General features: G+C 65.2%; 21 protein-coding genes. 14 read left to right on the forward strand and 7 right to left on the reverse strand.

Annotation, left to right across the window (positions count from 1 at the left end; all coding sequences use genetic code 11):
* The first annotated feature begins 13 nt into the window (after positions 1–13).
* Positions 14–1066, forward strand: coding sequence for a histidinol-phosphate transaminase (hisC, locus tag JQ604_RS13755; RefSeq protein WP_212357936.1), 1053 nt, complete (start codon positions 14–16; stop codon positions 1064–1066).
* A gap of 103 nt (positions 1067–1169) precedes the next feature.
* Here hisC and JQ604_RS13760 read toward each other — a convergent pair whose 3' ends face one another.
* The 3 genes from JQ604_RS13760 to JQ604_RS13770 form a co-directional block, all read right to left on the reverse strand.
* The gene (locus JQ604_RS13760; RefSeq protein ID WP_212357937.1) at positions 1170–3395 is read right to left on the reverse strand and encodes a phospholipase D-like domain-containing protein; all 2226 of its coding nucleotides are present in this window, start codon (positions 3393–3395) and stop codon (positions 1170–1172) included.
* A 253-nt stretch (positions 3396–3648) separates the two neighbouring features.
* Entirely contained in the window at positions 3649–4776 is a 1128-nt protein-coding gene (locus JQ604_RS13765; RefSeq protein ID WP_212357938.1) for a caspase family protein, read from the reverse strand.
* Positions 4777–4947: 171 nt separating this feature from the next.
* Positions 4948–5763 carry a lytic murein transglycosylase gene (locus tag JQ604_RS13770; protein ID WP_212357939.1) on the reverse strand — a complete coding sequence of 272 codons (816 nt, stop codon included), beginning with the start codon at positions 5761–5763 and terminating at the stop codon, positions 4948–4950.
* A gap of 245 nt (positions 5764–6008) precedes the next feature.
* On the opposite strand from JQ604_RS13770, the gene JQ604_RS13775 reads away from it, so the two are divergent.
* From JQ604_RS13775 to JQ604_RS13785, 3 genes are all read left to right on the forward strand, one after another.
* Positions 6009–7208 (forward strand): ABC transporter substrate-binding protein, encoded by a 1200-nt coding sequence (locus JQ604_RS13775; protein WP_212357940.1) that lies wholly within the window; start codon positions 6009–6011, stop codon positions 7206–7208.
* Positions 7209–7218: 10 nt separating this feature from the next.
* Positions 7219–8934, forward strand: coding sequence for an FAD-dependent oxidoreductase (locus JQ604_RS13780; protein WP_212357941.1), 1716 nt, complete (start codon positions 7219–7221; stop codon positions 8932–8934).
* 163 nt (positions 8935–9097) lie between these two features.
* A complete protein-coding gene (locus JQ604_RS13785) occupies positions 9098–9892 on the forward strand; it encodes an IclR family transcriptional regulator (RefSeq protein ID WP_212357942.1) in 795 nt (264 codons plus the stop codon).
* Positions 9893–9929: 37 nt separating this feature from the next.
* On the opposite strand, the gene JQ604_RS13790 is transcribed toward JQ604_RS13785, so the two are convergent.
* Together JQ604_RS13790 and JQ604_RS13795 are read right to left on the reverse strand one after the other, a co-directional pair.
* A complete protein-coding gene (locus JQ604_RS13790; RefSeq protein ID WP_212357943.1) occupies positions 9930–10601 on the reverse strand; it encodes a transglutaminase-like cysteine peptidase in 672 nt (223 codons plus the stop codon).
* Between the two features lie 73 nt (positions 10602–10674).
* Positions 10675–11382, reverse strand: a complete 708-nt coding sequence (locus JQ604_RS13795) for a hypothetical protein (RefSeq protein ID WP_212357944.1) — start codon at positions 11380–11382, stop codon at positions 10675–10677.
* A gap of 343 nt (positions 11383–11725) precedes the next feature.
* On the opposite strand from JQ604_RS13795, the gene JQ604_RS13800 reads away from it, so the two are divergent.
* Positions 11726–13027 (forward strand): PQQ-dependent sugar dehydrogenase, encoded by a 1302-nt coding sequence (locus JQ604_RS13800; RefSeq protein WP_212357945.1) that lies wholly within the window; start codon positions 11726–11728, stop codon positions 13025–13027.
* 242 nt (positions 13028–13269) lie between these two features.
* Here the strand turns inward: JQ604_RS13800 and JQ604_RS13805 are convergent, their stop codons facing one another.
* Positions 13270–13671 (reverse strand): hypothetical protein, encoded by a 402-nt coding sequence (locus JQ604_RS13805; protein ID WP_349631098.1) that lies wholly within the window; start codon positions 13669–13671, stop codon positions 13270–13272.
* A 133-nt stretch (positions 13672–13804) separates the two neighbouring features.
* On the opposite strand from JQ604_RS13805, the gene JQ604_RS13810 reads away from it, so the two are divergent.
* Positions 13805–14428 (forward strand): hypothetical protein, encoded by a 624-nt coding sequence (locus JQ604_RS13810; protein WP_212357946.1) that lies wholly within the window; start codon positions 13805–13807, stop codon positions 14426–14428.
* A 109-nt stretch (positions 14429–14537) separates the two neighbouring features.
* Here the strand turns inward: JQ604_RS13810 and JQ604_RS13815 are convergent, their stop codons facing one another.
* Entirely contained in the window at positions 14538–14819 is a 282-nt protein-coding gene (locus JQ604_RS13815) for a hypothetical protein (RefSeq protein ID WP_212357947.1), read from the reverse strand.
* A gap of 209 nt (positions 14820–15028) precedes the next feature.
* On the opposite strand from JQ604_RS13815, the gene JQ604_RS13820 reads away from it, so the two are divergent.
* From JQ604_RS13820 to JQ604_RS13855, 8 genes are all read left to right on the forward strand, one after another.
* Positions 15029–15433, forward strand: coding sequence for a hypothetical protein (locus tag JQ604_RS13820; protein WP_212357948.1), 405 nt, complete (start codon positions 15029–15031; stop codon positions 15431–15433).
* Positions 15434–15610: 177 nt separating this feature from the next.
* Positions 15611–17071, forward strand: coding sequence for a phenylacetate--CoA ligase family protein (locus tag JQ604_RS13825; protein ID WP_212357949.1), 1461 nt, complete (start codon positions 15611–15613; stop codon positions 17069–17071).
* 49 nt (positions 17072–17120) lie between these two features.
* Positions 17121–17918 carry an ABC transporter permease gene (locus JQ604_RS13830; RefSeq protein WP_249158242.1) on the forward strand — a complete coding sequence of 266 codons (798 nt, stop codon included), beginning with the start codon at positions 17121–17123 and terminating at the stop codon, positions 17916–17918.
* A gap of 14 nt (positions 17919–17932) precedes the next feature.
* The gene (locus JQ604_RS13835) at positions 17933–18733 is read left to right on the forward strand and encodes an ABC transporter ATP-binding protein (RefSeq protein ID WP_212357950.1); all 801 of its coding nucleotides are present in this window, start codon (positions 17933–17935) and stop codon (positions 18731–18733) included.
* Complete coding sequence (locus tag JQ604_RS13840) at positions 18733–19332, forward strand: GNAT family N-acetyltransferase (protein WP_212357951.1); 600 nt, start codon at positions 18733–18735, stop codon at positions 19330–19332. Before JQ604_RS13835 ends, JQ604_RS13840 begins: the two co-directional genes overlap by 1 nt.
* A gap of 277 nt (positions 19333–19609) precedes the next feature.
* Positions 19610–21829, forward strand: coding sequence for a TonB-dependent siderophore receptor (locus tag JQ604_RS13845; RefSeq protein WP_212357952.1), 2220 nt, complete (start codon positions 19610–19612; stop codon positions 21827–21829).
* 15 nt (positions 21830–21844) lie between these two features.
* Positions 21845–23023, forward strand: a complete 1179-nt coding sequence (locus JQ604_RS13850; RefSeq protein WP_212357953.1) for a PepSY-associated TM helix domain-containing protein — start codon at positions 21845–21847, stop codon at positions 23021–23023.
* Positions 23024–23344: 321 nt separating this feature from the next.
* Positions 23345–25369: a DEAD/DEAH box helicase gene (locus JQ604_RS13855; RefSeq protein WP_212357954.1), complete on the forward strand. Its 2025-nt coding sequence runs from the start codon at positions 23345–23347 to the stop codon at positions 25367–25369.
* Positions 25370–25665: the final 296 nt, after the last annotated feature.

Genomic DNA, 25665 nt, shown 5'->3' on the forward strand with positions numbered 1-25665 from the left:
CGAGCTACGCATCATGAGCCGCTTCTGGAGTTCCATCGTTCACGGCCTGTCGCCCTATGTGCCCGGCGAGCAGCCGAAGCAGGGCACGTTCGTCAAGCTCAACACCAACGAGAACCCTTATCCGCCGTCGCCGCGCGCGCTGGCGGCGATCGCGGGCGCCACGGATCGGCTGCGGCTTTATCCGGATCCGACGGCGCTCAAGCTGCGCGAGGCGATCGCGGCGCGCTTTGGTGTGACGGTCGGCGAGGTGTTCGTCGGCAACGGCTCGGACGAGGTGCTGGCGCACACCTTCCAGGCGCTTCTGAAGCACGAGGCGCCGCTGCTGTTTCCCGACATCACCTACAGCTTCTATCCCGTCTATAGCGGCCTCTATGGCGTCAGCTATGTCGAGGTGCCGCTGGATGCGTCGATGCGCGTGCAGATCGCGGATTATCGCCGGCCCTGCAGCGCGATCCTGCTCGCCAATCCGAACGCGCCGACCGGCACCGCGCTGCCGCGCGCCGCGATCCAAGAGCTCGTGACGGAGCATCCGGATCAACTCGTCGTCGTCGACGAGGCCTATGTCGATTTCGGCGGCGAGAGCGCCATCCCGCTGGTCGCGCGCCACGACAATCTGCTTGTCATCCAGACGCTCTCGAAGTCGCGCGCGCTCGCGGGCCTCCGCGTCGGCTTCGCGATCGGCCAGCGCCCGCTGATCGATGCGCTGGAGCGGGTGAAGGACAGCTTTAATTCTTACCCGTTGGATACACTCGCCATCGCCGGCGCGGTCGAGGCGATCAATGACGAGACGTGGTTCGAGGAAACCCGCGGGCGGATCATCAGGAGCCGCGAGGCGCTGGTCCGCGATCTCGCCGCGCTCGGCTTCGAGGTGCTGCCGTCGTCAGCGAACTTTGTGTTCGCGCGGCATCCCAAACATCGCGGTGCCGATCTCGCCGCGGCCTTGCGCGAGCGTGGCGTTCTGGTGCGGCATTTCAGGAAGCCGCGGATCGAGGATTTCCTGCGGATCACGATCGGCACCGACGAGCAATGCGGCAAGCTCATCGCGCTGCTGCGTGAGATGATCTGACGACAAGCGCCGAGGCCGCCCACATGAGGTGGCCCCGCTCATTGTGTTCGCTCCCGCCGGTCGGCATGTCCGGCGCGAGTTCGAGAAGGGATACGCCGCGAGGCTACGCGTTGGCGAGGAAGTAGCTCATGGTCGACGGACCTTTGCTTTCCAGCTTGCCCTTCTGCCAGCTGTCGGTCAGCGAAAGCAGCCCATGCGGCACGACATGCGCGGCGGCTTCCTTGTAGGATGTGAGCTTGCCGTCCTTGATGTCCTGGCGGATTTTCTCCTCCAGCCGCGCGCGCATCAGATAGTGCTCGTAAAGGTCCAGGACATGCACGGCGTAGGACACCGCCAGATCGCGGTTGCCTTCGATGATCAGGAAGTTCTCGTCGTTGCAGTAGGACGCCTTGTAGCCGAGGTTGTGACTGCCGGTGATCACCGTGCACCTCTTCTCGTCAAGCGGATCGATCACGATGATCTTGTCGTGGATGATGGCGTGTCCCGCCGTCAACAGTTCAGGACGCAGATTGCCGAACGGAATTCGCACCGCCGCGGCGCGCACCATCGCCACCTGGCTTCCCGGTCCGCCCGGCCACCAGATCGCCGGCGGCGGCATCTTGATGGCTCCCTTCTTCACCGGTGGCTTCTTCTCGCCCTTCTTGGGCGCGACGTAGTTCGGCATCGCGGTCGGGTCGCTGATGGCGCCGAGCACGAAGCGGCCCTTGTCGGAGATCGAGGTCAGCTTCTTCGCGAACTGCGCGCTCTCGCCGTTCTTGTCGCCACGTTCGATGTCGGCAGCTTCGCCGACGATGTTGTTCACGCCGGACCGGCCGGGCATGAAGACCAGGAACATGATGGCCTTCCTGGCCGCATCCATGCGGTCATAGACTTCCTTGAGGTCGGCCGGCCGGGCAGGGCTTTTCTTCGGCACGGTCGGTTGTTTGGTGTTGGGGGAGAACCAGACCTGGGCGGTGCTGCCGGCGGACAGCTTGTGCTCCTTCCGCGCCTTCTGGTTCTCGGCCCGAATCTCGGCGCCCTGCTTGTTCGAGTTCGGCGCGGCGCCCTTCACCTTCTTTCCCTTCACCGTGACCGTCAGCGGCTTGCGCGGAGCCTGCTTGTCGTCCTTCAGCGCGTTCCAATAAGCGAAATAATCGGCGGCGACGGCGTCATCCTCGATGATGATGCAGTTGTTCGACTGCGCGCACAGGCCGGTTTCGGTCCAGTTGGTGCTGCCGGTCATGACGGCGACCGGCTTGTCACCCTTGACATAGACGGCGAGCTTGTTGTGTCCGATTCTCGCCGACGAATTGAACATCCGGTCGATCACGCGATCCTTTTGCGCGCCGGCCGCCTTGTGGAGCTGGGCGCGCGGATCGTCGTTCTCGGTGTCCCAGAGGACCGGCAGCTTCTTCGTCTTCGCCGCCTTCTTTTTCGCTGCTCCGTTGGCCCCCTTCTTCGCCTTCGGATTGGGATTGAGGTTGCCCGCGGTTGTCAGGATGATGTGAATGAGCTTCGATTTCATGGCGTCGACCAGGAGCTTGATGAGCTGCTTGTCGTGCAGCTCATAGAGCGCGAGATAGACCTGGCCACCTTCCTTCCTGGCGCGGTCGACCAGCTCGGTGACGAACTTGTAGACATCTCCCATCAGGAATTCCCGGATCTTCGAATCCGGGCGTTGGATTTCCTCCTTCAGGGTCTTCAGGAGGTGGTTCTCCTTCTGGTCGGCGGCTTTGGCGCGCTTGGCCGGCTTGTCCGAGTTCGCATCCTTGACCGCGTTCTTGGACGGCCCCTTTTTCACGCTTTCCAGCTGTCGGACCAGGTTTTGCGTCGAGAGGATCCCGTTTGTGAAGGTCGCCTTGACGTTCTTGCCGTAGTCGTGCGTCACATTGATCGTGTTCGTCTTGATCGGATCACCGATCGCGACGAGCGGGTGCTTGGGCCCGAGGTAGCTTGGCTGTCCGTGCGCGTCTTTCTCAGGCGCCGTGGGAGACAGTGGAAGCTGCTTCTGGCTTGCGTCGGCGAGGGCGACCGGAACGATCTCATAATGAACCTCGAAATCGATCGGCCGGACGGTCGTGGTATCGCGCGACTTCCGAAGCGTAAGGTCGCGCCAATGGAAGTTCTGGATTGGCCAGACCGAGGCGTCCTGTTCGTTCCAGTTCGGATTGTTCTGGTCGGTGAAAGCGATCCATGTCGGCAGGATTCGGCGCTTGCCTTTATCCTTGCCGGTCTCGTGAACGCGCGTGACCATGAAGCCGACGCATCCCTTGATCTGCTTCTCGATGTCCCATGCGATGTAGGCGACCTCACCGTTGCACCAGGCGCCGGCACGCTTGATCAATTTCATAAAGACCTCCTCAAAATGAAAAATCCAAAAATGCAGCCTGATCAACAAGCTATTTCAACATGACAAATAGTCAATCTCAAGTTGCAAGGTGGGATCGCACTCTGCACAACCGAACGGAGGGTGCGAACCTGACTTTTCCGATGGCCGCGCCGCCGAAGGACGCGGTCGCGAACGACAAGGGTGTGTAGAACGTGGCAGGCGATCGTAGCCCGGATGCGCGGAAGCGATCTCCGGGCCGCTTGATGCTGCGTGCCTATTCCACGCTCCGTTTCCAGTATCCCGTCCCGAGCTTGCCGGTGATGACAGCCGTGGTGTCGCGGACCTCGTACGAGCCGCCGTCGCTGTAATCCTTCGGCAGGCCCTTGAGCGCATGGAGTGTCCAGTGACCGTTCGCGGCGGTGATCGTGCCCTCGTGCGGGGGCGCGGCGCGAAGGCCTTCGGCGCGGAATTTGTAGGTGCCGTCGCCGAGGATGCGCCAGACCCAGCGTGACGCGCCGCGCTCGCCGGGCACCATGATTTCCCAGGTCCCGACCAGTGTGGGATCGACTGCGAGCGGCGGCGCTGGCGCGGGACCTGAGACCGTCGGGGCCGCATTCGCCTGCGACGTGTTCGAAGCGTCCGCCCCGGACGGCCGGCCCGCCAGATAGATCGCCTTGCGCGACAGCGAGCCATAGACGAATGGCTGCTGCTCGTTGCGCGTCGCCTCCATCACGTCGTCGCGGACGTTGCGGAACATGAAGGTGACCTCGACGCCCGGGCTCTCGATATTGTGCAGCAGCGCCGCCGTGAACGGACTGTTGCGGCCGTCGCCGTCGAGCGCGGTGGTGCCGTCGCGGGCGGCGTAGGCGACCAGCACGTTGCCGGCCGGCTCGATGCGGCCGAGCCCGCCGCTCACCGCCGCACGCACCGCCAGCGACCGGCTCATCTTCGCCGCGAACGGATTGTTGCGGCAGGCGTCGAGGATCACGAGGCCAAGGCTCGTGGTGCTGGCGACCTGCAGCATCACGCTCCGCAGGCTGATGGCTTCGTTGGCCGCGTCGGTGTCCCGTTTCAGTTCCGCATCGACCGGGATCAGCCAGTTCTCGCCGTTGATCTCCATGCCGTGGCCGGCGAAATACACCACGGCCATGTCGGCGCCGCCGGCCTCGCGCCCCAGCGCGATCAGGCCACGCCGCATCCCGTCGAAGTTTCCATTGGCGATCAGCGTCACCGCGAAGCCGAGTCGCTCCAGCGCTGCGGCGATGTCGCCGGCATCATTCGGCGGATTGGGCAGCGTCGGCACGCTCTTGTAGGCGCCGTTGCCGATCACCAGCGCCACCCGCTTGCCGTCGGCCGCAGCGGACGCCGACGTGAGGCCTGCGAGCGCCGTGACGACAGCCAATCCCGAAACGAATCCGCGCCGGTCCATGCTGTGCCCGATCGGACGTGACGCCGGCCTGATCAAGCCGCCGGCCGGAAGTGTTTATGGGCTGGAGGTTATCCGCTTGCGCGACGCCAAAACAGCGTCGAAGGCACGCGATGATTGAGTTTTCTCAAAGTCGGGTAGCCCGCTTTACCGCGACGCCGTCCCGCCGCCCTCGTCGATCTGCCGGCCCATCAGCGCGATCGCCTTCTGGTACACGCCGGCCGCATTCCAGGCTTCGATCGCCGCAAAGTTCGGCTCGCCGGGCTGGTAGCCGGCGCCGGCGCGCCAGCCGTGGGCCTTGAGGAAGGCGGCCGTGGAGGTCAGCGCGTTGGCGGCGTTGTCGAGATTGCCGGTGCCGTAGGCCAGGATGTTCTTCGGCATGAACTGGGTCTGGCCGACCTCGCCATGCATCGAGCCGCGCGTCGCGCCCGACAGCACGCCGCGGTCGATCAGCTTCAGCGCCGCGTAGAGCTGGTCGGTGAAGAATTCGGGGCGGCGGCAGTCATAGGCGAGCGTCGCGATCGACGACAGCATGTTCTGGTTGCCGCGCTGGCTGCCGAACCCGGTCTCCATGCCCCAGATCGCGATCAGCGGTCCGGGCGGCACGCCATAGCGCTGCTGGATCGAGGCGAACAGCGCGCCCTGCGACACTTTCAGTCCGCGCCCGCGCGACACGATCGTGGTGGCGCCGCGCTTGGCGAGGAACTGGTCGAGCGAGAGCGAAAAGCTGCGCTGGCTGCGGTCGGCGTTGATCGTCGCCGTCGCATAGCTCGTCTGCATCAGCGCGGCGATGGCGGTGCCGCCGATGCCCTTGGCGCCAGCTTCGCGCGAGAATTCCTGCTTCCAGGTCTCGAACCCGCCGGGTCCGTTGCCGCATTGCGCGGCGTCGACGCGCGAGGCCATGGCGGTCAGCGTGGCCAGGGCGACGAGGGCGGCCATCGCGTGGTGTTTGCCAGGGGTCATGTCGCGCGTCTCCGGTTCATGTGTCTGCGATCACTATAGCATTTGCGGTTCCGGCGTCGCGTGACAGTCGCCGCGCAACGCCGTCGCATTGACAAGCGCTGCGGCAACGATCGCGCGGGCCGGGCGGTTCCGGGCAGTTGGTCGCCTCGATTATCTATTGACAAATAGATTTGATAATTACTAACTCCGGGCCAACCAGAACCAAGGCCGGCCGCAACAAGAGGCCGCAGCAGGAGAGGAAGCCCATGAGATCCGTTCTCGCCGCCGCCATTCTCGTCAGCGCCATGTCATCGGCGCATGCGCAGGTCTCCGACGACGTGGTGCGGATCGGCGTGCTCACCGACCTCTCGAGTTGGGGGCGCGACAATTCCGGCCCCGGCTCGGTCGAGGCGGCGAAGATGGCGGTGGAAGAGTTCGGGCCGACCGTGCTCGGCAAGCCGATCGAGATCATCTCCGCCGATCACCAGATGAAGACCGACGTCGGCACCAACATCGTGCGCGGCTGGTTCGACAACGGCAAGGTCGATGCGGTCGCCGACATCCCGAACTCCGGCATCGCGATCGCCGTCCACAACATGGTGAAAGAGCGCAACAAGATCGCGCTGCTGTCCGGTCCCGGTGCGAGCTCGCTGACGGATGAGCTGTGCAGCCCGAACACCGTGCACTTCACCTACGACACCTACGCGCTGTCGAAGGTCACCGCGTCGGCCGTGATCAAGGAAGGCGGCAAATCCTGGTACTTCATCACCGCGGATTATGCGTTCGGCCAGCAGCTGGAAAAGGACGCCACGCGCTTCATCAACGAGATGGGCGGCAAGGTGCTCGGCGGCGTGCGGCATCCGACCAACACCGCGGATTTCTCCTCCTTCGCGCTGCAGGCGCAGAGCTCCAAGGCCGACGTGGTGGCGTTCGCCAATGCCGGCCAGGACACCGACAACGCGATCAAGCAGTCCGGCGAGTTCGGCCTGGTGCAGGGCGGGCAGAAGCTGGTTGGCCTCTTGATGTTCGACACCGACGTCCACGCCATCGGCCTGAAGTCGGCGCAGGGCACCTATATGACGACGGCCTCGTACTGGAACATGGATGAGGCGACCCGCGCCTGGTCGAAGAAGTTCTACGAGCGCACCAAGGTGATGCCGACCATGATCCATTCAGGCGTTTACGGCTCGGTGCTGCATTATCTCAAGGCGATCAAGGCCGCCGGCACCGACGATCCGAAGGCCGTGATGGCCAAGATGCGCGAGCTGCCGATCGAGGATATTTTCGTGCACGGCGGCAGGCTGCGTGAGGACGGCCGCGTCATCAGGGACATGTATCTTGCCAAGGTGAAATCGCCCGACCAGTCAAAGGAGCCGTGGGATTATCTCGAGATCGTCAAGACGGTGAAGGGCGAGGATGCCTTCCGCCCGGTCTCGGAATCCAAGTGCCCGCTGCTGAAGAAATAGGATTGTTGGCATGACCGACGGCCTCGAGAGTTACGAATGCGACGCGCTGGTGGTCGGCTCCGGCTGCAGTGGCCTGTCGGCCGCGGTCACATCAGCGCATCACGGGCTCAAGGTGCTGGTGGTCGAGAAGGAGCCGCGCTTCGGCGGCACCACGGCGCGTTCCGGCGGCTGGCTGTGGATCCCCGGCACGTCGCTGGCGAAGGCCTGGGGCATCGAGGAGAGCCCCGATCAGGCCAGGACGTATCTGCGGCACGAGGCCGGCAATTCTTTTGATGCTGCGCGGGTCGATGCGTTCCTGAGCGAAGGTCCGAAGGCCGTCGACTTCTTTACGACGAAGACGGCGGTGCGTTTCGACATGCCGCTGACCTTCCCGGATTATCACGCGGAGGCGCCGGGTGGCGCGCAGGGCGGCCGCTCGATGGTGGCGCGTCCGTTCGATGGCCGCGAGCTCGGCGATCACATCAAGACGCTCGGCAGCCCGCTGCCGGAGCTCACCGTGTTCGGCATGATGCTCGGCTCCGGCAAGGAGATCGTGCATTTCATGCGCGCGACGCGCTCGCTGCCGTCGGCGATCTATGTGGCAAAGCGGCTGTCGAAGCACGCCGGCGACGTGATGCGCCACGGCCGCGGCATGACGCTGACCAACGGCAACGCGCTGGCCGGGCGTCTGGCAAAATCCGCGTTCGATCTGAAAGTCCCGCTGTGGCTGTCCTCGCCGGTGCGCGAACTGATCGTCGACAACGGCACCGTGCGCGGCGCGATCGTCGAGCGCGACGGGCGCAGGATCCGCGTCAATGCCAGGCGCGGCGTCGTGCTGGCCTGCGGCGGCTTCCCGCATGACGTCGCGCGGCGGCAAAAGATGTTTCCGCACGCACCCACCGGCAAGGAGCATTTTTCGCCGGGCCCGGCCGGCAACACCGGCGACGGCTTGCGCCTCGCCGAATCCGCCGGCGGGCGGATCGAGGATTCGCTGCCGAACGCCGCCGCCTGGGTGCCGGTCTCGGTCACCACGCGCAAGGACGGCAGCAAGGGCGTGATGCCGCACTTCATCGATCGGGCAAAACCCGGCGTGATCGCCGTGACGCGCGAGGGAAAACGCTTTGCCAATGAGGGCAATTCCTACCACGACTTCGTGCAGGAGATGGTCAAGGCCGCAAAGCCCGGCGAAGAGATCGCGGCCTATCTGCTCTGCGATCACCAGACCTTGCGCAAATACGGCCTCGGTTGCGTGCCGCCGCGTCCGATGCCACTCGGCCATCACCTCAAGACCGGCTATCTCAAGCGCGGCAGCACGATCACCGAGCTGGCGGCGCAAACCGGCATCGATGCGAAGGGTCTCGAAGCAACCGTCGCCGAATTCAACACAACAGCCAGCGAAGGCCGCGATCCCGCCTTCGGCAAGGGCTCGCGCGCCTATAACCGCTATCAGGGCGATGCGCTGCATGGCCCGAACCCCTGCGTCGCGCCGCTGGCGCACGGACCGTTCTACGCCATCAAGATGGTGATCGGCGATCTCGGCACCTATGCCGGCATCGTCACCGACGCGAATGCCCGCGCGCTCGATGCCCACGGCCGCGTCATCCCCGGCCTCTATGCCGCCGGCAACGACATGGCGAGCATCATGGGCGGCAATTATCCCGGCGCCGGCATCACGCTCGGCCCGGCACTGACGTTCGGCTATATCGCGGGCAAGCATCTCGCGGGCGCACTTCAACCCTCATCCTGAGGACCCCGCGGCACGCGGGCGTCTCGAAGGATGCAGGCCACAGTTGGGCCGCATGGTGCGAGACGCGCGTTCCGCGCTCCTCACCATGAGGGTCAGAGGTCGCGCCTCGCAGACAGTCCAGTTTCCTGCTAATTGCGAGCTGGCAAAACGCATCCGGGGGCCCATGACCAAAGACAGCCGCGGTATCCAGTCGATCGAGGTCGGCGGCGAACTGCTCCGGGCGCTGGCGCGGAGCGGCGAGCCGATGATGCTGCGCGATCTCGCGCGCGAGGCCGGCATGCCGCCCGCCAAGGCGCATCCGTATCTGGTGAGCTTTTCACGCATCGGCCTGATCGAGCAGGACGAGGCCACCGGACGTTACGAGATCGGCGCGCTCGCGCTCGAGCTCGGCCTGATCAGCCTGCGCCGCCTCTCGGCGGTGCGGATTGCGACGCCGCGGATCGCAGCGCTCGCCGGCACCATCAACCACGCCGTCTCACTCGCGGTGTGGGGCACGCATGGCGCGACCGTGGTGCGGCTGGAAGAGCCGAGCCATCCCGTGCACATCGCGATGCGCGTCGGCTCGGTGATGGCGCTGCTGGAGACCGCGACCGGCCGGGCGTTTGCGGCCTTCATGCCGCAGAACACCGTGAAGGCGGCGATCGAGAGCGGGCTCGATCGTCTCGGCGTCGGCTACAATCCCAAGCGCGCGCCGAAGAGCCCGAAGGTCGCGGAGATGTTGAACGAGGTGCGCAGCCGCGGGCTTGCCCGCGCCCTCGGCGATCCCTTGCCCGGCGTCAACGCCTTCGCCGCGCCGGTATTCGATCACGCCGGCCACGTCGTGCTCGCCATCACCGCGATGGGCCCGGAAGGCACTTTCGACGCCGACTGGGACAGCGCGATTGCCACGGCACTGCGCAATTGCGCCGGCGACATCTCCCGGCAATTGGGCCACGGCACGGTGCGCGCGACCGGGTGAGCTTCGCGCGAAGAAAACGTGTCAAAGCAAGGGATGCTTACTCCACGACCCTGACGATTCGTGCCGAGTGCGGAATGATCGGGCTCGGCGAGGGCGTCCCGGCGACCGGTTTCGCCGGCTCAAGCGTGTCGCCGAGCGCGATCCAGACGTTGGGATCGGCGTTCGACTGGCGCTTGATGAAGCGATAGCCGGTGTTCCGCCACAGCAGGATATCCTCGCGCTTGTTGTCGAGGATCAGGTCGCCGCGGTCGGTGTTCACGGTGAGCACCGCATGACCTTCGTCGCGATCCCGGACCACGGTGACCAGCAACGCCGAGGCGGGCCAGCCCGCGTCGATCAGCGTCTTGCGCTTCATCAGCACATAGTCTTCGCAATCACCGTAGCCGTCGGTCGGAATCGACCAGCGCTCGACCAGGCCCCAATGATCCATGTCGGTCATCGGCTTGACGCTGTCGTTGACCCATTTGTTGACGCGAACGAGATTGCTCCAGCTCTTTTGCGAGAGCACGATCGTCTTCGGCTGGTCATCGCCGGCTTTGCATGCGTCGGGCGTCTCGGTGCAGAACTCGACCCAGCCGATCGGCGCCCGGGCGGTCTGTCCGACGGCAGCCCATCGCGGGTCGGCGGGCCCTTCGGCACGGGCACATGACACGGTGCACAGCAGACCGAGACCGATTCCCCTCGCCGTTAACCCTAAGAATCCGTTCATGCTTGCGACGCTAGAGCAAACGGTCCGCCACCGAAAGCCGGAAAAGACCAACATGGCTAACGCCGGTCGGGCGTTAACTACGGGCGGCTTCGATCCGCGCCAGATGCCGGCTGGCATAGCGCTTCTCGTCCTTGCTGAGATAGCCGAGCGAGGAGCGGGTGCGGGCGGGGATGTAGACGAAGCCGAACCGCAACAGCAGCAGCGACAGCGCAATCGCCAGCGCGCCGCCCTGGATCTGCGTGCGGTCGGTTCGGGTCACGAAGTTCCGATAGCCGAGGATCATCGAGGTGAGGTCGACCGCGCGCTCGCTGTGTTGCAGCGGATGCTGGATCGAAAACAGCACCACATGCGACAGCTCGTGCGCGAAGCCGGCGACGATAAATTCGAATGGATCTTTCTCCAGCACCTCGCGCCTGACATTGACGATGACGCGGGTTTGCCGAAAGGCCTCTGATCCGTAACGCGGCATCGGATTCGGCGTTTCGATCCACATCGGCGTTTCCGCGCACGGCGTGTCGACGATGCGCAAGCCGACGCGCAGATCGAGCCGCATCGAATTCTTGATCCAGCCCAGCATGCGCGGATGGTCGGCCTGACGATGCAGTTGTCGCAGCTCCGGCGCGTCGATCGGCGGGACGACGGTGCCCAGCGATGTGACCAACTGCCTGATTTCGTCTTCCAGCCGCTGGCGTTCCTCGGGCGTGAGGCCGGACGTCGTTGCGACAAGGAGGATCGAGACGACGACGAGGAGGACCACAATCCCCGCCAGCACGATCACCATGGAAATGCCCCGCACACGCATGCCGCGCATGGATTGCGGCGGCTGGCCATTTGTTGCGACGGAAGCGGACCGGGTTCAACGCGCTCGGGCGCCGGCGGGGAGCCAGCCGGGTGTCGGAAAAGAAGCCCGCCGACCTGGGCGGGCTCAAGATCAGGGAGGAAGCGCTCCGACAAGAGAACGCCCATGCAATTTCGGCGATTCGCGCTGCATTGCGAAGATCGTATAACTACTGTCATGCTACCCGGCATGATGCCGGTCGGCAGAAGGCGGTTTTGAGCGACGTGGACGGTGGTTCGCGCGAGGAAACGCGTCGGTTAAGAAGCGCGAATAACAGGGGAATTTCATGAGCATGTCGGCTAGTTTTGCGCGCGTCGTCGCGCTGATCGGCGCGGGCGCCGTCCTGTGGCGGCGCAGGCAGGGCGAGTCGCCGCAGCCGGCCTGGGGCGCGACGCCGCAAATCCCGCAAGCCAAGTCGCAGGGTGCGATCCCGACCTTGAAGATGCCGACGGCGCGGGGCTGGAAGCCGGGCGAGAAACCGACCGCGGCGCCGGGGCTCAAGGTCAATGCGTTCGCGACCGATCTCGATCATCCGCGCTGGATCCACGTGATGCCCAATGGCGACGTGCTGATCGCGGAGGCGACGCAGATCGCGGGCACACCGAGGAGCGTATTCCATTATGCGATGCAGGCGACGATGCGGCGTGCCGCGGCGCTCGGCGTCAGCGCCAACCGCATCACGCTGTTGCGCGACAAGGATGGCGACGGCACAGCCGAACATCGCGGCGTGTTCATGGAAGGCCTGAGCCAGCCGTTCGGCATGGCGCTGGTCGGCGATACCTTCTATGTCGGCAACACCGATGGCGTGGTCGCGTTTCCCTACAGCGCCGGTGCCGACCGCATTACCGCGCAGGGCAAGACGCTCGTCACCTTCAAGCCCGCCGGCCATTGGACGCGCAGCCTGCTGCCGAGCAAGGACGGCACCAGGCTTTATGCAGGCGTCGGCTCGCTCAGCAACATCGCCGAGATGGGCATGGAGGTGGAGGAGGGCCGCGCCGCGATCTATGAGCTCGACCTCGCCGGTGGCACCAGCCGCATCTTTGCAAGCGGCCTGCGCAATGCCGTCGGTCTCGCCTTCGAGCCGAACACGAATGTGCTGTGGACCGTCGTCAACGAGCGCGACGGCATCGGCGATGAAACGCCGCCGGATTATCTGACCTCGGTGCGCGACGGCGGTTTCTACGGCTGGCCCTATTGCTATTGGGGCCAGATCGTCGATGACCGTGTGCCGCAGGATCCGGCGATGGTCGCGAAAGCGATCCAGCCTGACTACGCGCTCGGCGGTCACACTGCCTCGCTCGGCCTGTGCTGGATGCCGGCGGGCACGCTGCCGGGATTCCCCGACGGCATGGTGATCGGGCAGCACGGCTCGTGGAATCGCGCCACGCTGTCCGGCTACAAGGTGGTGTTCGTGCCGTTCGAGAACGGCCGTCCCTCCGGCCCCGCGCGCGACATCCTGTCGGGCTTCCTCGCACCGGACGAGAAGTTCTCCTACGGCCGCCCGGTCGGCGTCACGCTCGGCCCCGACAAATCGCTGCTGGTTGCCGACGACGTCGGCAACGTGATCTGGAGGGTGACGGGGGTGTGACAAAGGCAATCGCATGAGAGGCGCGCAGGCTTGTCTGCTGGCGCGCTTCGCCTCTCCCGCTTGCGGGGGAGGCCGCCACGCATCAAAGATGCTTGGCGGGTGGGGGTGTCTCCACGTTGGGATTCCCAATGCGGTGACACCCCCACCCCAGCCCTCCCCCGCGCGCGGGAGAGGGAGTTCCGGCGTCGATGCCGCTAATCCTGAACCCACATGCGACTGCCGGGGGCTTAAACGAGCCGCAACTACGCGCCGCTCTCGTGGTCTTCGCCGGCGTCGGCGACACTACCGTGCGCGCCCGACAGCGCCGATGCGCCGCGCAAGCGGAGCGTGACCGCGATCAGATCGACATCCGCCTTGAGCAGATCGAGATCGCGCGTCATCTCGCGCAGCTCCTGGCCCTTGCGCGCGATCTCCTCGGAGACCTCGATGGCCATGTTGCGCTCGGTGACCCCGCCGGCAGTACCGACGAACATTCGGGCCCTGAGCCACTCCAGCCGGGCCCGCTGCGTGTCGCGCTCGAACTTCTTCTCGGCGAACTGACGCCGGCCGTCGTGGTAGGCGCCCAGCAGCTCCACGTCGGACATCTTGTGCAGGGCATCGGCGGAAACGTTCATGTGATGGACAGCAGGTTGCGCGTGCTCCACGAACCCCTCAGCCGGTGCACGCGACGCCGGCCCTCCGGTCGAAAGTCTTCCGGAGGATAGTCAGGCAAGACCCCTGCACCAAGCGGATTCTCGGCTGTACCATCCAGCAATCCGAATCACGGGAGCGATGGTCATGGCGATCAACATGGCGCAGAAGCGCGCAAAAAAGGCGCAGCACCGCAAACAGGTCGTGGCGGAGAAGCGGCGGGTGGAGGCCCGGGAGGCCAGCCTGCCGGCGCGGATCGCGCGGTTTGCGCAGACGCCCGTCCAGGCCTGCTACATGGCCGAGGGCCTGTTCGAGACCGGTATCGGCACGCTGATTCTGGCACGCGGCAATTCGTCCTATTCGATCGGGCTCGGCTCGTTCCTGATTGACGTGTTCTGCCTCGGCGTCAAGGACGTCATGTTGAAAGAGGTCGACGGCGACTGGCTCGATTACTACGTGGAAACGTGCAATGCCTCCGCGCCCCTGATCGAGATCGAGCCGAGCTACGCCCGCAAGCTGCTGCGCGACGCCGCAGTCTGGGCGCAATCGATCGGCTTCTCGCCTCATCCCGATTTTGCCACGGTGGAGCGGATATTCGGCGATGTGAATCCCGACGACAGTGACGCGGTGTTCCAGTTCGGTTCTGATGGCAAGCCAACCTATATTTCCGGTCCGAACGAGACGCCGACACAGATTCGGCGCCTCACCGAGACGCTGCGCAAGCATCTCGTCGAGGGGGCGGAGATTGTGGTGGGGCCGACGGCGAGTTGAGCCATTCGGATATCATGACCGTCAGCCGGATTTCGTCTTGCTGGCGGCAAGCAAAAGGGCCCACCGCTCCGGAGAGCGATGGGCCTCGTCGTCATTACTTCTGCTCGTGTCACCACTGCCGGTAGATGCCGGTCAGCGTGCCGTTGTTGTTGCCTTGCGGGCCGACATCGCCCTGGGTCGAGCTCGGCGCCGGATGGTTGCTGCCGTTCAGCGAGCCGTAATATCCCGGGCCATTCTGATAGTAGTTCGCGCGCGGCGCTTCATAGCGCGGTGCGCCACGTTCCCATCCATACGAGTTCCCGTAGGCATCATAGCCTTGCGCCATCGCGCCGGCGGTGCTCGCGATCAAGGATGCGGTGACGATCGAGAGGATTTTTGTCTTGCGTTGCATAAACACTCCTTGCTGGTGTCGGGAGCCAACGAGTGTCATGGAGCGGTGTTCCGAATTCCAAGATCAACTCTTGCTCGCGCGACGATCGCGCAGATGTCATCATCACCTCTCTGTCACCAGCTCATTTCGCGTCGATTGAGGAAGTCTTAGCTCACTCGTGTCGTCATTCACGCTGCTCTTCAAACGACGACGTCCGAGAGTTCCACGCGATGCTGAAAGACGGAACTTACGCAGCCTGGTTCAAGACTCCGTTGAATCACGGGACCGGAATCGTGCATGTCGCCGATGGAGCGATCTGGGGCCGCGACAGCATCATGACCTATAGCGGCACATGCCAGGTCGACGGCGAGCGCTTCACCGGCGTGCTGCGGACCAAGCGTCATACCGAAGGGCACGACACGGTGTTCGGTGTCGATGGCCTGACGATTCGAATCGAAGGCACCTGCATCGGCAAGATCGCCACCTATGTCGGCGAAGCCGATGAAGTGCCGGGCTTGATCCTCGAGGGCACGCTGATCTGGAGCGAGCAGGCGACGCCTGCGCCTGAGCCCGGCGCGCCGCTGCCGGCGTTCAATCTCGACAAGCTGCCGAAACTGCCGAAGCGCAGTCGCTAGATTTCTTCAGCACAATCGCATCGCCCGCACGCATCGCGATGAACGCCTGTTCATCCTGCGACGCCCTGCGACCGCGTGTGATGCAAATCACGGCGAGAGCGACCGCGAGGCTTCATTGATCGCGACATGAAGGCGCAGGTCCGGTTGCGGACTTTGGCATCACTCATGGAGCTGAAGATGGAATCCTCTCTCGCTGTTCAGGTCTCGCAAGACGACGTTGCGTCGGCGTGCGATCAAGCCACCTCTCTCGTTCCGGCAGCAGCGAATGACGCGGAGCCGCGTCGCCTGCAGTTCTGGGAGTCCGAGCACACCCGTCCGGATTTCGAGCCCGGCGGCGACGCAGCCCCGGGCCTCGTCGCAGCCACCGAGAATTATCTCGGCGCATGCATGCGCCATCCCTATCTGCCGGTCGCCGAGATCCGCGCCAGGCAACTGGCCCGCATCCGCGAGCTGGTCGAGATGGCCTATCGCGACATTCCCGTCTATCGCAACAAATACGATGCCGCCGGCTTCAAGCCCGAGCATCTGCGCGACTATGACGACATCCAGAAGATCCCTGTCATCACCAAGCCCGAGCTGGTCGCGGCGTTTCCCGATCAATGCGTCAACAAGAAGTACAATCCGGAAGATCTGTTCCCGACGCGCTCGTCGGGCTCGTCCGGCCAGACGCTCCTGATCCGCGTCGACTATGACGCCGTCATCACCGACACCATCCAGGGCGTCCGCCAGTTCGCGATGCAGAGCGGCGGCAATTACAAGCCTGAAGATTTGCTTGCCCACGTCTACACCGTGCCGTGGTGGTTCGACTCGATCGGCGGCAAATATCCGACCGCCTTCATCTCGAACCTGATTCCGCCGGCGCGTGTCGCCCAGCATCTGCGCTATCTCGGGCCGAAAATCCTGTCGCTGTATCCGTCGAGCCTGGATGCGCTGATGCCGCATGTCGACGAGTTCCGCGACACGCTGAACGTCGCGGTGACCCATTCGGAATACTCCTCGCGCACCGCGCGGGCGGAATGGTCGCGCCAGCTCGGCGTGCCCGTGCTCGACGAGTATTCCTCGGAAGAGGCGACCCGCATCGCGCTGGAGATGCCGAACGGCGTCTATCACGTCTGCGACGACACCGTGCATCTCGACGTGCTCGATCCCGCGACGTTACAGCTGCAGGCCGACGGCCAGTCCGGCATTGCCGTGATCACCAATCTGCTCAACGAAGCGATGCCGTTCATCCGCTACGTCCAGGGCGATTACATCACCCGTCCGGCCAAGCCCGCGGCAAGCGATATCAACTGGTCGCAGATCGCGAGCATCGACGGCCGGCTCAACGACGCCTTCGTCAACCGCGACGGCCGCAAGGTCCCCGCCGGCAGCATCCTGGATGCGACCTACCGCTGGATGTTCGACTGCAACCTGCATCTGGCGCAGTTCGAGATCGTGCAGCGCGGCGTCGACCTGGTCGAGGCGCGCGTCGTGCTCGGCGCCGACACGCCGTTACAGCGGCTGAACGGCTCGGTTGCGCATCTGGAGGATCTGCTCGCGCTGTGCCTCGAGCATCCCGTTCGCGTCCAGGCCCATGCGCTCGAATTCTTCCCGCCGAAGGTCGGCAAGCGCCGCCCGATCCGCCGCGAGATGGCGTAATGCCCTGACCGGTCAGCGCCAACGAGGGATGCAAGAACGGATGGATGTCATGTCGGACTCACTGAACCGCATCGCAGCGATGACGGCGCGCTACTACTATATCCTGCGCTCGTCATGGCTGCGGCTTTTCGAGATCATCTACTGGCCGGCGATGCAGATGCTGGTGTGGGGTTTCCTCTACACCTACCTCTATGAGAGCAAATCCGCGATGGCCAGCACCGCGGGCCTCTTGCTCGGCGCGGTGCTGCTGTGGGACGTGCTGTTCCGCGGCCAGCTCGGCTTCACCTTCACCTTCCTGGAGGAGATCTGGTCGCGCAATCTCGCGAACCTGATGATGTCGCCGCTGCAGCCGGCCGAGCTCGCGGCCTCATTGATGCTGATGAGCCTGATCCGCCTCTTGATCGGCACCATTCCGGTCACGATCCTGACGCTCTTGCTGTTCGGCTTCAACGTCTACGCCATGGGGCCGGGGCTTATCGCCTTCTTCCTCAACCTGGTGCTGACGAGCTGGGCGATCGGCCTCGTCGTCGCCGGTCTCGTGATCCGCCAGGGTCTCGGCGCCGAGAGCCTCGCCTATTCCGTGATGATCGTGCTGCTGCCGCTGTGCTGCGTCTACTACCCGGTCGACGCGCTGCCGGCCTGGCTGCATCCGATCGCCTGGTCGCTGACGCCGACCTATGTGTTCGAGGGCATGCGTGCCGTGCTGCTCGACGGCGTGTTCCGTGCCGATCTGATGATCGAGTGCCTGGCGCTCAACGCCGTCTATCTCGGCCTTGCCTTCACGGCCTTCATCACGCTGCTGCACAGCGCCCGCCACAAGGGCGGCCTGCTCACCATGGGCGAGTAACGGGGAGATCTGTCATGAACATCGAACAATTCGTGCCCGCCAGGCGGGCCACGTCAACCGGCAATCTGCCGGCGCGCATCGAGATCGAGGAGCTGCCTGCGATCGCGGTCGAAGACCTCTGCAAGACGTACCGTGGTTACTACGCCGTCGACGACGTCAACTTCGTCGTGCCCAAGGGCTGGACCGTCGGCCTGCTCGGCGGCAACGGCGCCGGCAAGACCACGACGATCGCGATGATCATGGGCCTTGTCGTGCCGAGCTTTGGCCGTGCCATGGTGCTCGGCCACGATATGGCGCGCGAGCGTCACAAGGTGCTGAAGCAAATGAATTTCGAGAGCCCCTATGTCGCGCTGCCCGGTCGCCTCACGGTGCGCGAGAACCTCACCGTGTTCGGCAGGCTCTATGGCGTGCCCAATCTGAAAGCGCGCATCGAGGAGCTGATCGAGGATTTCGAGCTCGGCGACGTGCTCGACCGCGTCACCGGGCGGCTGTCGGCCGGGCAGAAGACCCGCGTCGCGGTGGCGAAGTCGCTGATCAACGAGCCGGAGGTGCTGCTGCTCGACGAGCCGACGGCCTCGCTCGATCCGGATCGCGCCGAATGGGTGCGCGGCCGGCTGCGCGCCTATCAGCAGCGCCGCGGCGCGACCATCCTGCTGTCGTCGCACAACATGGCCGAGGTCGAGCAGCTCTGCGATTTCGTCGTCATCATGAGCCGCGGCCGCATCGTCGCGATGGGCCGCCCGCGCGAGCTCACTGAGCGCTTCCAGTGCCGGGATCTCGACGAGGTATTCATCTATCTGGCGAGGGTCGCGTGATGCCCGCTCTTGCGTCCGAAAATTCGGCGCGGATCGTGATCGGCCGCGAGCGCCGCTCCGATGTCGCGGCCCGCGAAGATTTGCTCGATGCCGCCTTCGGCCCCACTCGTTTTGAAAAGACCTCGGAGCGTCTGCGTGAGGGACGGCGGCCCGCGCGCGGCCTCGCCTTCGTTGCGCGACAGGGCGGACAACTCGTCGGCACGCTGCGGCTCTGGCCCGTCGTCACCGCCACCGGCCACACCGGCCTGCTGCTCGGCCCGCTCGCCGTTGCGGCCGATGCGCGCTGTCACGGCATCGGCGCTGCCTTGATGTGGCAGGCGCTGTACAAGGCCAAGACGCTCGGTCACCGCGCCATCCTGCTCGTTGGCGACGCTGCCTATTACAACCGCTTCGGCTTCTCGGCCGAGAAGACCGGCGCGCTCCGCATGCCCGGCCCGAATGAACGCGCGCGTCTGCTGGCCTGCGAACTGGTGCCGGAGGCGCTCAGCGGCGCGCGCGGCGTGATCTCGGCGGCGCCGTCGCGATTGTCGCAACTCGTGCAGCAGGTGTCGCCGTTGCGTCATATTCACTGCGCCACAACGGAACCTGCGGCGTCCTGACTCGCTGCGTGCACACGCCTGCCGATTCTGGATGCATCATGGCGGTCGGGCTGCTGCATCGTTGCGCAGTGTGCGGCGTCTTAGAGAGATTCAATTTCAACACGGTTCTCTTCACGTGTCGCGGCTGCTAGAGGCGCAGTGAAGTACGTGATTTGGAAGTGTGAACGTGACTGGACCTGTGGATGGACGCAGCATTGCGGGCCATCGATTGCGCGCGCGCCCTCGCAGCACGCGCTGGCTGATCGGAACCGTGCTGCTAGCCGCAGACGCTCCGACGATGGCAAACGCACAATCCGGTACGACATTGCCGCCGGTGACGGTGGAACAGCCGGCGCAGACGCGGAAGCAGGCACGGACCGTAGCGTCATCGGCGCAGCAGCGGCAGGCCACCGCGCGCCAACGCAATCAGGCCACGCCACCGTCTGCCGAGCCCACACCGTCCGAACGCGCCGCAGCCGCGGCCCCCGCATTGAACGAGGCCAAGCTCGGCTATCGTGCGATGCCGAGCTCCACCACGCTGCGCAGTGGCGCCTCGCCGCTCGACACCGCGCAATCCGTCAACATCGTGCCCGAGCAGGTGCTCAAGGATCAGCTGCCACGCAATCTCGACGATGCGCTCGCCAACGTCTCCGGCGTCACCCAGGCCAACACGCTGGCGGGCACGCAGGATGCCGTGATGCGTCGCGGCTTCGGTGACAACCGCGACGGCTCGATCATGCGCAACGGCATGCCGCTGGTGCAGGGCCGCAGCCTCAATCCCGCCGTCGAAAGCGTCGAGGTGCTGAAGGGTCCGGCGTCGCTGCTCTACGGCATCATGGATCCCGGCGGCATCGTCAACACCATCAGCAAGCGGCCCGAGCTTTACCAGCACGGCTCGGTCACGCTGCTCGGCTCGACTTACGGCTCGCGGAACGGCGCCGACGGCCTGCTCGACATCACCGGTCCGATCGGCAAGGACGGCCTGGCCTATCGCTTCATCGGCTATGGCGTTGGCGAGGACTATTGGCGGAACTTCGGCCGTCACCGCGAGATGCTGATCGCGCCGTCGCTGGCCTGGTACGGTGAGAGCACGACGGTTCAGCTCAATTACGAACACCGCGAGTTCATCACTCCCTTCGACCGCGGCACCGCGATCAACCCCGCCACCAAGGCGCCGCTGGCGATCCCGGCAACGCGCCGGCTGGATGAGCCCTTCAACAACATGTGGGGCACGTCCGACCTGATCCAGGCCTCGGTCGAACACCGCCTGAACCAGGACTGGAAAGTCACCGCCGCCTACAGCTACAACACCGAGACCTTCAGCGCCAACCAGCTCCGCATCACCGGCGTCAATGCCACGACCGGCGTCGAGACGCGCAGCAATGACGGCACGCAGGGTTCGCTGAGCAATTCGAGCTACGGCACGTCCTACGTCTCCGGCGGCTTCTGGCTCGGCAACATGCGCAACGAGGTGCTGTTCGGCGGCGACGGTCAGTACCGTACGATCTATCGCGACAATCTGATCCGGCAGGCGACGCCGACGTTCAACTTCTACAACCCGGTCTACGGGCTGGTGACGCCGGGCACCACGGTCTCCGCCAGCGACAGCGCGCAGACCGACAAGCTCGGCCAGTGGTCGCTGTTCTTTCAGGATACGCTGCACGTCACCGAGCGGCTCGCGCTGGTCGGTGGTGTCAGATACATGGACTACGACCAGATCGCCGGACGCGGCAAGCCCTTCGTCACCAACACGAATGTGTCCGCGGACAAGGCGCTGCCGCTCGGCGGCGCCATCTTCAAGCTCACCGAGCAGATCTCGCTCTATGCGAGCTACACGCAATCGCTGAAGCCGAATTCGACGATCGCGCCGCTCTCTGGCGGTGGCGGTGTGGTGCTCGGCAACAACATCGCGCCGGAGGGGGGCACGCAATACGAGGCGGGCCTGAAATTCGATCTCAACAAGCGGCTCTCGGGAACGGTAGCGGTCTACGATATCGAGAAGCAGAACGTGCTGGTCAGCCAGCTCAACACCGCGACCGGCCTCAACGTCTACACCGCAGCCGGCAAGGTCCGCTCGCGCGGCGTCGAGGTCGACGTCACCGGACGGCTCACCGACCAATGGAGCATGATCGGAAGCTATGGCTACACCGACGCGCGGGTGACGGAAGATCCGACCTACGCCGGCAAGAAGTTGCAGAACGTCGCGCTGAACACGGCCTCGCTGTTCCTGGTCTATGATTTCGGCACCGCCTTGCCCGGCCGTCTCCGGCTCGGTGGCGGCGCGCGCTATGTCGGCGATCGTCCCGGCGATGCGCTCAACACCTTCGGGCTGCCGTCCTACGGCGTCGCCGACATCTTCGCGACGTATGAGACCAAGGTGCAGACATTCCCGGTGGTTTACCAGTTCAACGTCAAGAACCTGTTCAACACCGTCTACTATCCCTCCGCCGTCAACAATCTGAACGTCGCGGTCGGCGATGCCAGGCGCTTCTCGCTGTCGGCGACGGTGAAGTTTTGATCGGGGAGCGCCGCAATGGGTGAACGTCGGCGCCCGATCAAGGCCGCGCTGTTGCAGGTCCACTCCATCGTGGGCCTGGTGATCGCACTGGTGCTGGCGGTGATCGGGCTATCAGGCGCGATCATGAGCTTCGAGGACGAGATCCAGGCTGGCCTGAACGCCGGCATCTCGCAGGTCAGCCCGCGCAACGCGCCGCTGCTGACGCCGGATGAACTGGTGTCGCGGCTGCAGGCCGCCGGCGATTTCGGCAAGGTCTCGGCCGTGATGGTCTCGAGCCACCCATCGGCTGCGGCGCGCATCCGCTTCGCGCGCAGCGAGGCCGGCGCCCGGCCGTCGTCAGTCTACGTCGATCCCTACGATGCGCACGTGCTCGGCTCGCCGCGGGCTGAGGACTTCTTTGCCACCGTGCGCAAGCTGCACCGCTGGCTGCTGTTGCCCGGCGACAGCAACGGCTATGGCCGGCAGGCCACGGGCATCGCATCGCTCGGCCTGATCGCGCTCTTGATCACGGGCCTCGTGCTGCGCTGGCCGCATCGCGCCGGCAGCGTCAGGATGTGGCTGAAGCCAAATCTCGCGCTGCGCGGCCGCGGCCTGCATCGCTCGCTGCATGCGGTGGTCGGCACCTGGGTGCTGCCGATCTATCTGGTGATGACGCTCACCGGCCTCTGGTATTCGTTCGACTGGTACAAGGACGGCGCCATCTGGCTGCTGTCGCGCCCCGAGGTGGTCAAGGAGCGGATGCCGGCCAAGGCGCCGCGTGGCACGGCCGCTGCGTCCGATGCAAAACCTCTCACCTTCGATCGCGCCTGGGCGACTTTCCAGCACGAGCAGGCCGGCCGCTTCGCGCGGGCGCAGCTCACGTTGCCGGCCTCGGGCACGATCATCCGCGTCCGGTCATGGCCGCATGACGGCGGCCTCGATAGCGTCCGTGACGAATTGCGCATTGATGCCATCACCGGCCGGTTGGTGTCGGCGGAGCTCTATGCCGACAAGACGCTCGGCGAAAAGATCCTCGCCAGCGTGCTCGACATCCACCGCGGCGCCATCCTGGGCTGGCCGGGCCGGCTCGCCTTCATGCTGGCCGCCGCCCTGATGCCGCTGTTCGTCGTCACCGGGCTGTTGCTCTATCTCTCCCGCCGGAGGCATCGCCGCCTGTCGCAGCAGGCGCTCGGGAGCCTTGTTCCGGGCGAGTGAAGGACCATTCGTAGGGCGGATTAGCGGAGCGTAATCCGCCAATCTTTGCCGCGAGACCGTCGGCGGATTACGCCTCCACTTTCGCTTTTGAGCGACGGCCGACGTGGCCCGGCTAATCCGCCCTACGATTCACCACGATTCACGCCGCCAATCCTGCTCCGTGCATGGCTTTTCTGCCCCGCCAGGCATGGCGCTTTGCTCTCGCATGGCGTAAAGCACCCCCAAATCAGATCGCCACGCGCGCGGCCGTGCCGCCTGCCGGGCCTGCAGCAGGGCCATCGGGCCCGATTTGCTGCACCAGATCCAACCAAGGTTTCTATCGTGTCATTTCCGACCACAAGTCCGCCGCTCGCCCGAGCTTTGGCCGAGCGCAATTATGATCAGCCGACCCCCGTTCAGCTCGCCGTGCTGCAGGACGACGCCGCAGGCCGCGACCTGTTGGTGTCGGCGCAGACCGGCTCCGGCAAGACCGTCGCCTACGGGCTCGCGATGGCCGCGGATTTGCTGGCCGATGCCGGGCGGTTCGAGCGGGCGGCCGCGCCGCTGGCTCTGATCGTGGCGCCGACCCGCGAGCTTGCCCTGCAGGTCCAGCGTGAGCTGGCCTGGCTCTACGAACATGCCGCTGCGCATGTCATCGCCTGCGTCGGCGGCATGGATCCGCGCCGCGAGCAGCGCGAACTGGCGGCAGGCGCGCATATCGTCGTCGGCACGCCCGGCCGGCTGTGCGATCATCTGCGCCGTGGCCATCTCGACGTCTCCGAGCTGAAGGTCGTCGTGCTCGACGAGGCCGACGAGATGCTCAATCTCGGTTTTCGCGAGGACATGGAGTTCATCCTCGAGGCGACCCCGGAGACGCGCCGCACCCTGCTGTTCTCGGCGACGTTTCCGCGCGGCATCGTCGCACTCGCAAAACAGTACCAGCAGCAGGCGTTCCGGATCGAGGTCACCGGTGACGAAGGCGGCCATGCCGATATCGACTATCGCGCCATCCGCGTCGCGCCTGACGATGTCGAGCACGCCGTCGTCAACGTGCTGCGATATCACGAGTCGCCGAGCGCGCTGGTGTTCTGCAACACCCGCGAGGCGGTCAAGCATTTGCAGGCGGCGCTGCTGGAGCGCGGCTTTTCCGTGGTCGCGCTGTCCGGCGAGATGACGCAGAACGAGCGCACCCAGGCGCTGCAGGCATTGCGCGACGGGCGCTCGCGCGTTTGCGTCGCCACCGACGTCGCAGCGCGCGGCATCGACCTGCCGAGCCTCGACCTCGTGATCCATGCCGATCTGCCGAAAGACCCGGAGGTGATGCAGCATCGCTCGGGCCGCACCGGCCGTGCGGGGCGCAAGGGCGTCAGCATCCTTCTGGTGCCGCCGGCGCGGCGTCGGCGTGCGGAGCTGCTGCTGAATCTCGCCGGCATCGATGTGCTCTGGGGCACCGCGCCGCAGGCCGACGAGATCCGCAAGCTCGATCACGATCGCATGCTGCAGGATGCGGCATTCACCGAGGAGGCGACGCCGGACGATCTGGCGCTGGCGCAGGCGTTGCTCGCGGAGCGGTCGCCCGAAGCGGTCGCTGCAGCGTTCGCGCGGCTCTATCGGTCGCGGCTTCCGTCGCCTGAAGATATCCTTGATCCCGGCGAGAAGCGCAATTGGGATCGCGGCGATCGCGGCCGCGACAACGTCCGAACGCCGCGTGGCGATGATCGCTCCGACGGGCCCCGATCGAAGCCGGGAAAATCGCTCCGTCACGGCATGGGCGAGCCCAGCGTCTGGTTCCGCGCTGCCATCGGCCGACGCAAGAACGCGGAAGCCCGCTGGCTGCTGCCGATGATCTGCCGTCGCGGCGGCATCGACAAGCGTGACATCGGCGCCATCAAGATCATGGACACCACCACCGAGTTCGAGATCGCCGCGCGGGTCGCAGACTCCTTTGCCGGCAAGGTCAAGCGTCCGGACAAGGAAGACAGCATCCGCATCGAGGCGCTGCCCGACGCACCGCAGGACCGCGCACCGCAAGACCGTGCGCCGACGGAAAAGCGACCGCACGCGCCGTCGCGCGACTCGTCGCACGCCGCGTCGCGCGCGCCCTGGCGCGATGCCGGCGAGACCGATCGCAGGCCGCCCCGCGCCGAGCGCTTTCGCGAGGAGCGAGACGGCAAGCATCGCGAGGAGCGGGAACCGCGCAGCAAGCCTCACGGCAAGAGCAAACCGCCATTCGCCGGCGAGCCGGCCTTCGGAAAGAAGAACAAGCACCGCAACAAGCCCGGCCATGCCGCGCAGACGCCGTCAGTGACCGCCTGGTCCGCCAAACCCGCCGGCGGCAAGAAGAACAAGAAAAAGCGCCGCGGCTGATCGCGGCGCAAATCGTAGGGCGGATTAGCGAAGCGTAATCCGCCATTCTTTGCCGCTACACCTGTCGGCGGATTACGCCTTACGGCTAATCCGCCCTACGGCGCTCCCGCTGATATTGGACCACTGATTTGCCCGACGGCGCAAGGTCGTCAGGCAAAAATATTCCTCTTTACGCGAACTTCTGAATATGCTAACAATGTCGCGTCTCACCCGACACGAGGGGCGCTCGCGAACGCCACGAACGTGGGTGACGATGCGGTGGCCGCCGAGCGTGCGACAGGCGTGTGTGCGCAAGG

It is taken from the genome of Bradyrhizobium jicamae, from assembly GCF_018130695.1.
Classification (GTDB): domain Bacteria; phylum Pseudomonadota; class Alphaproteobacteria; order Rhizobiales; family Xanthobacteraceae; genus Bradyrhizobium; species Bradyrhizobium jicamae_B.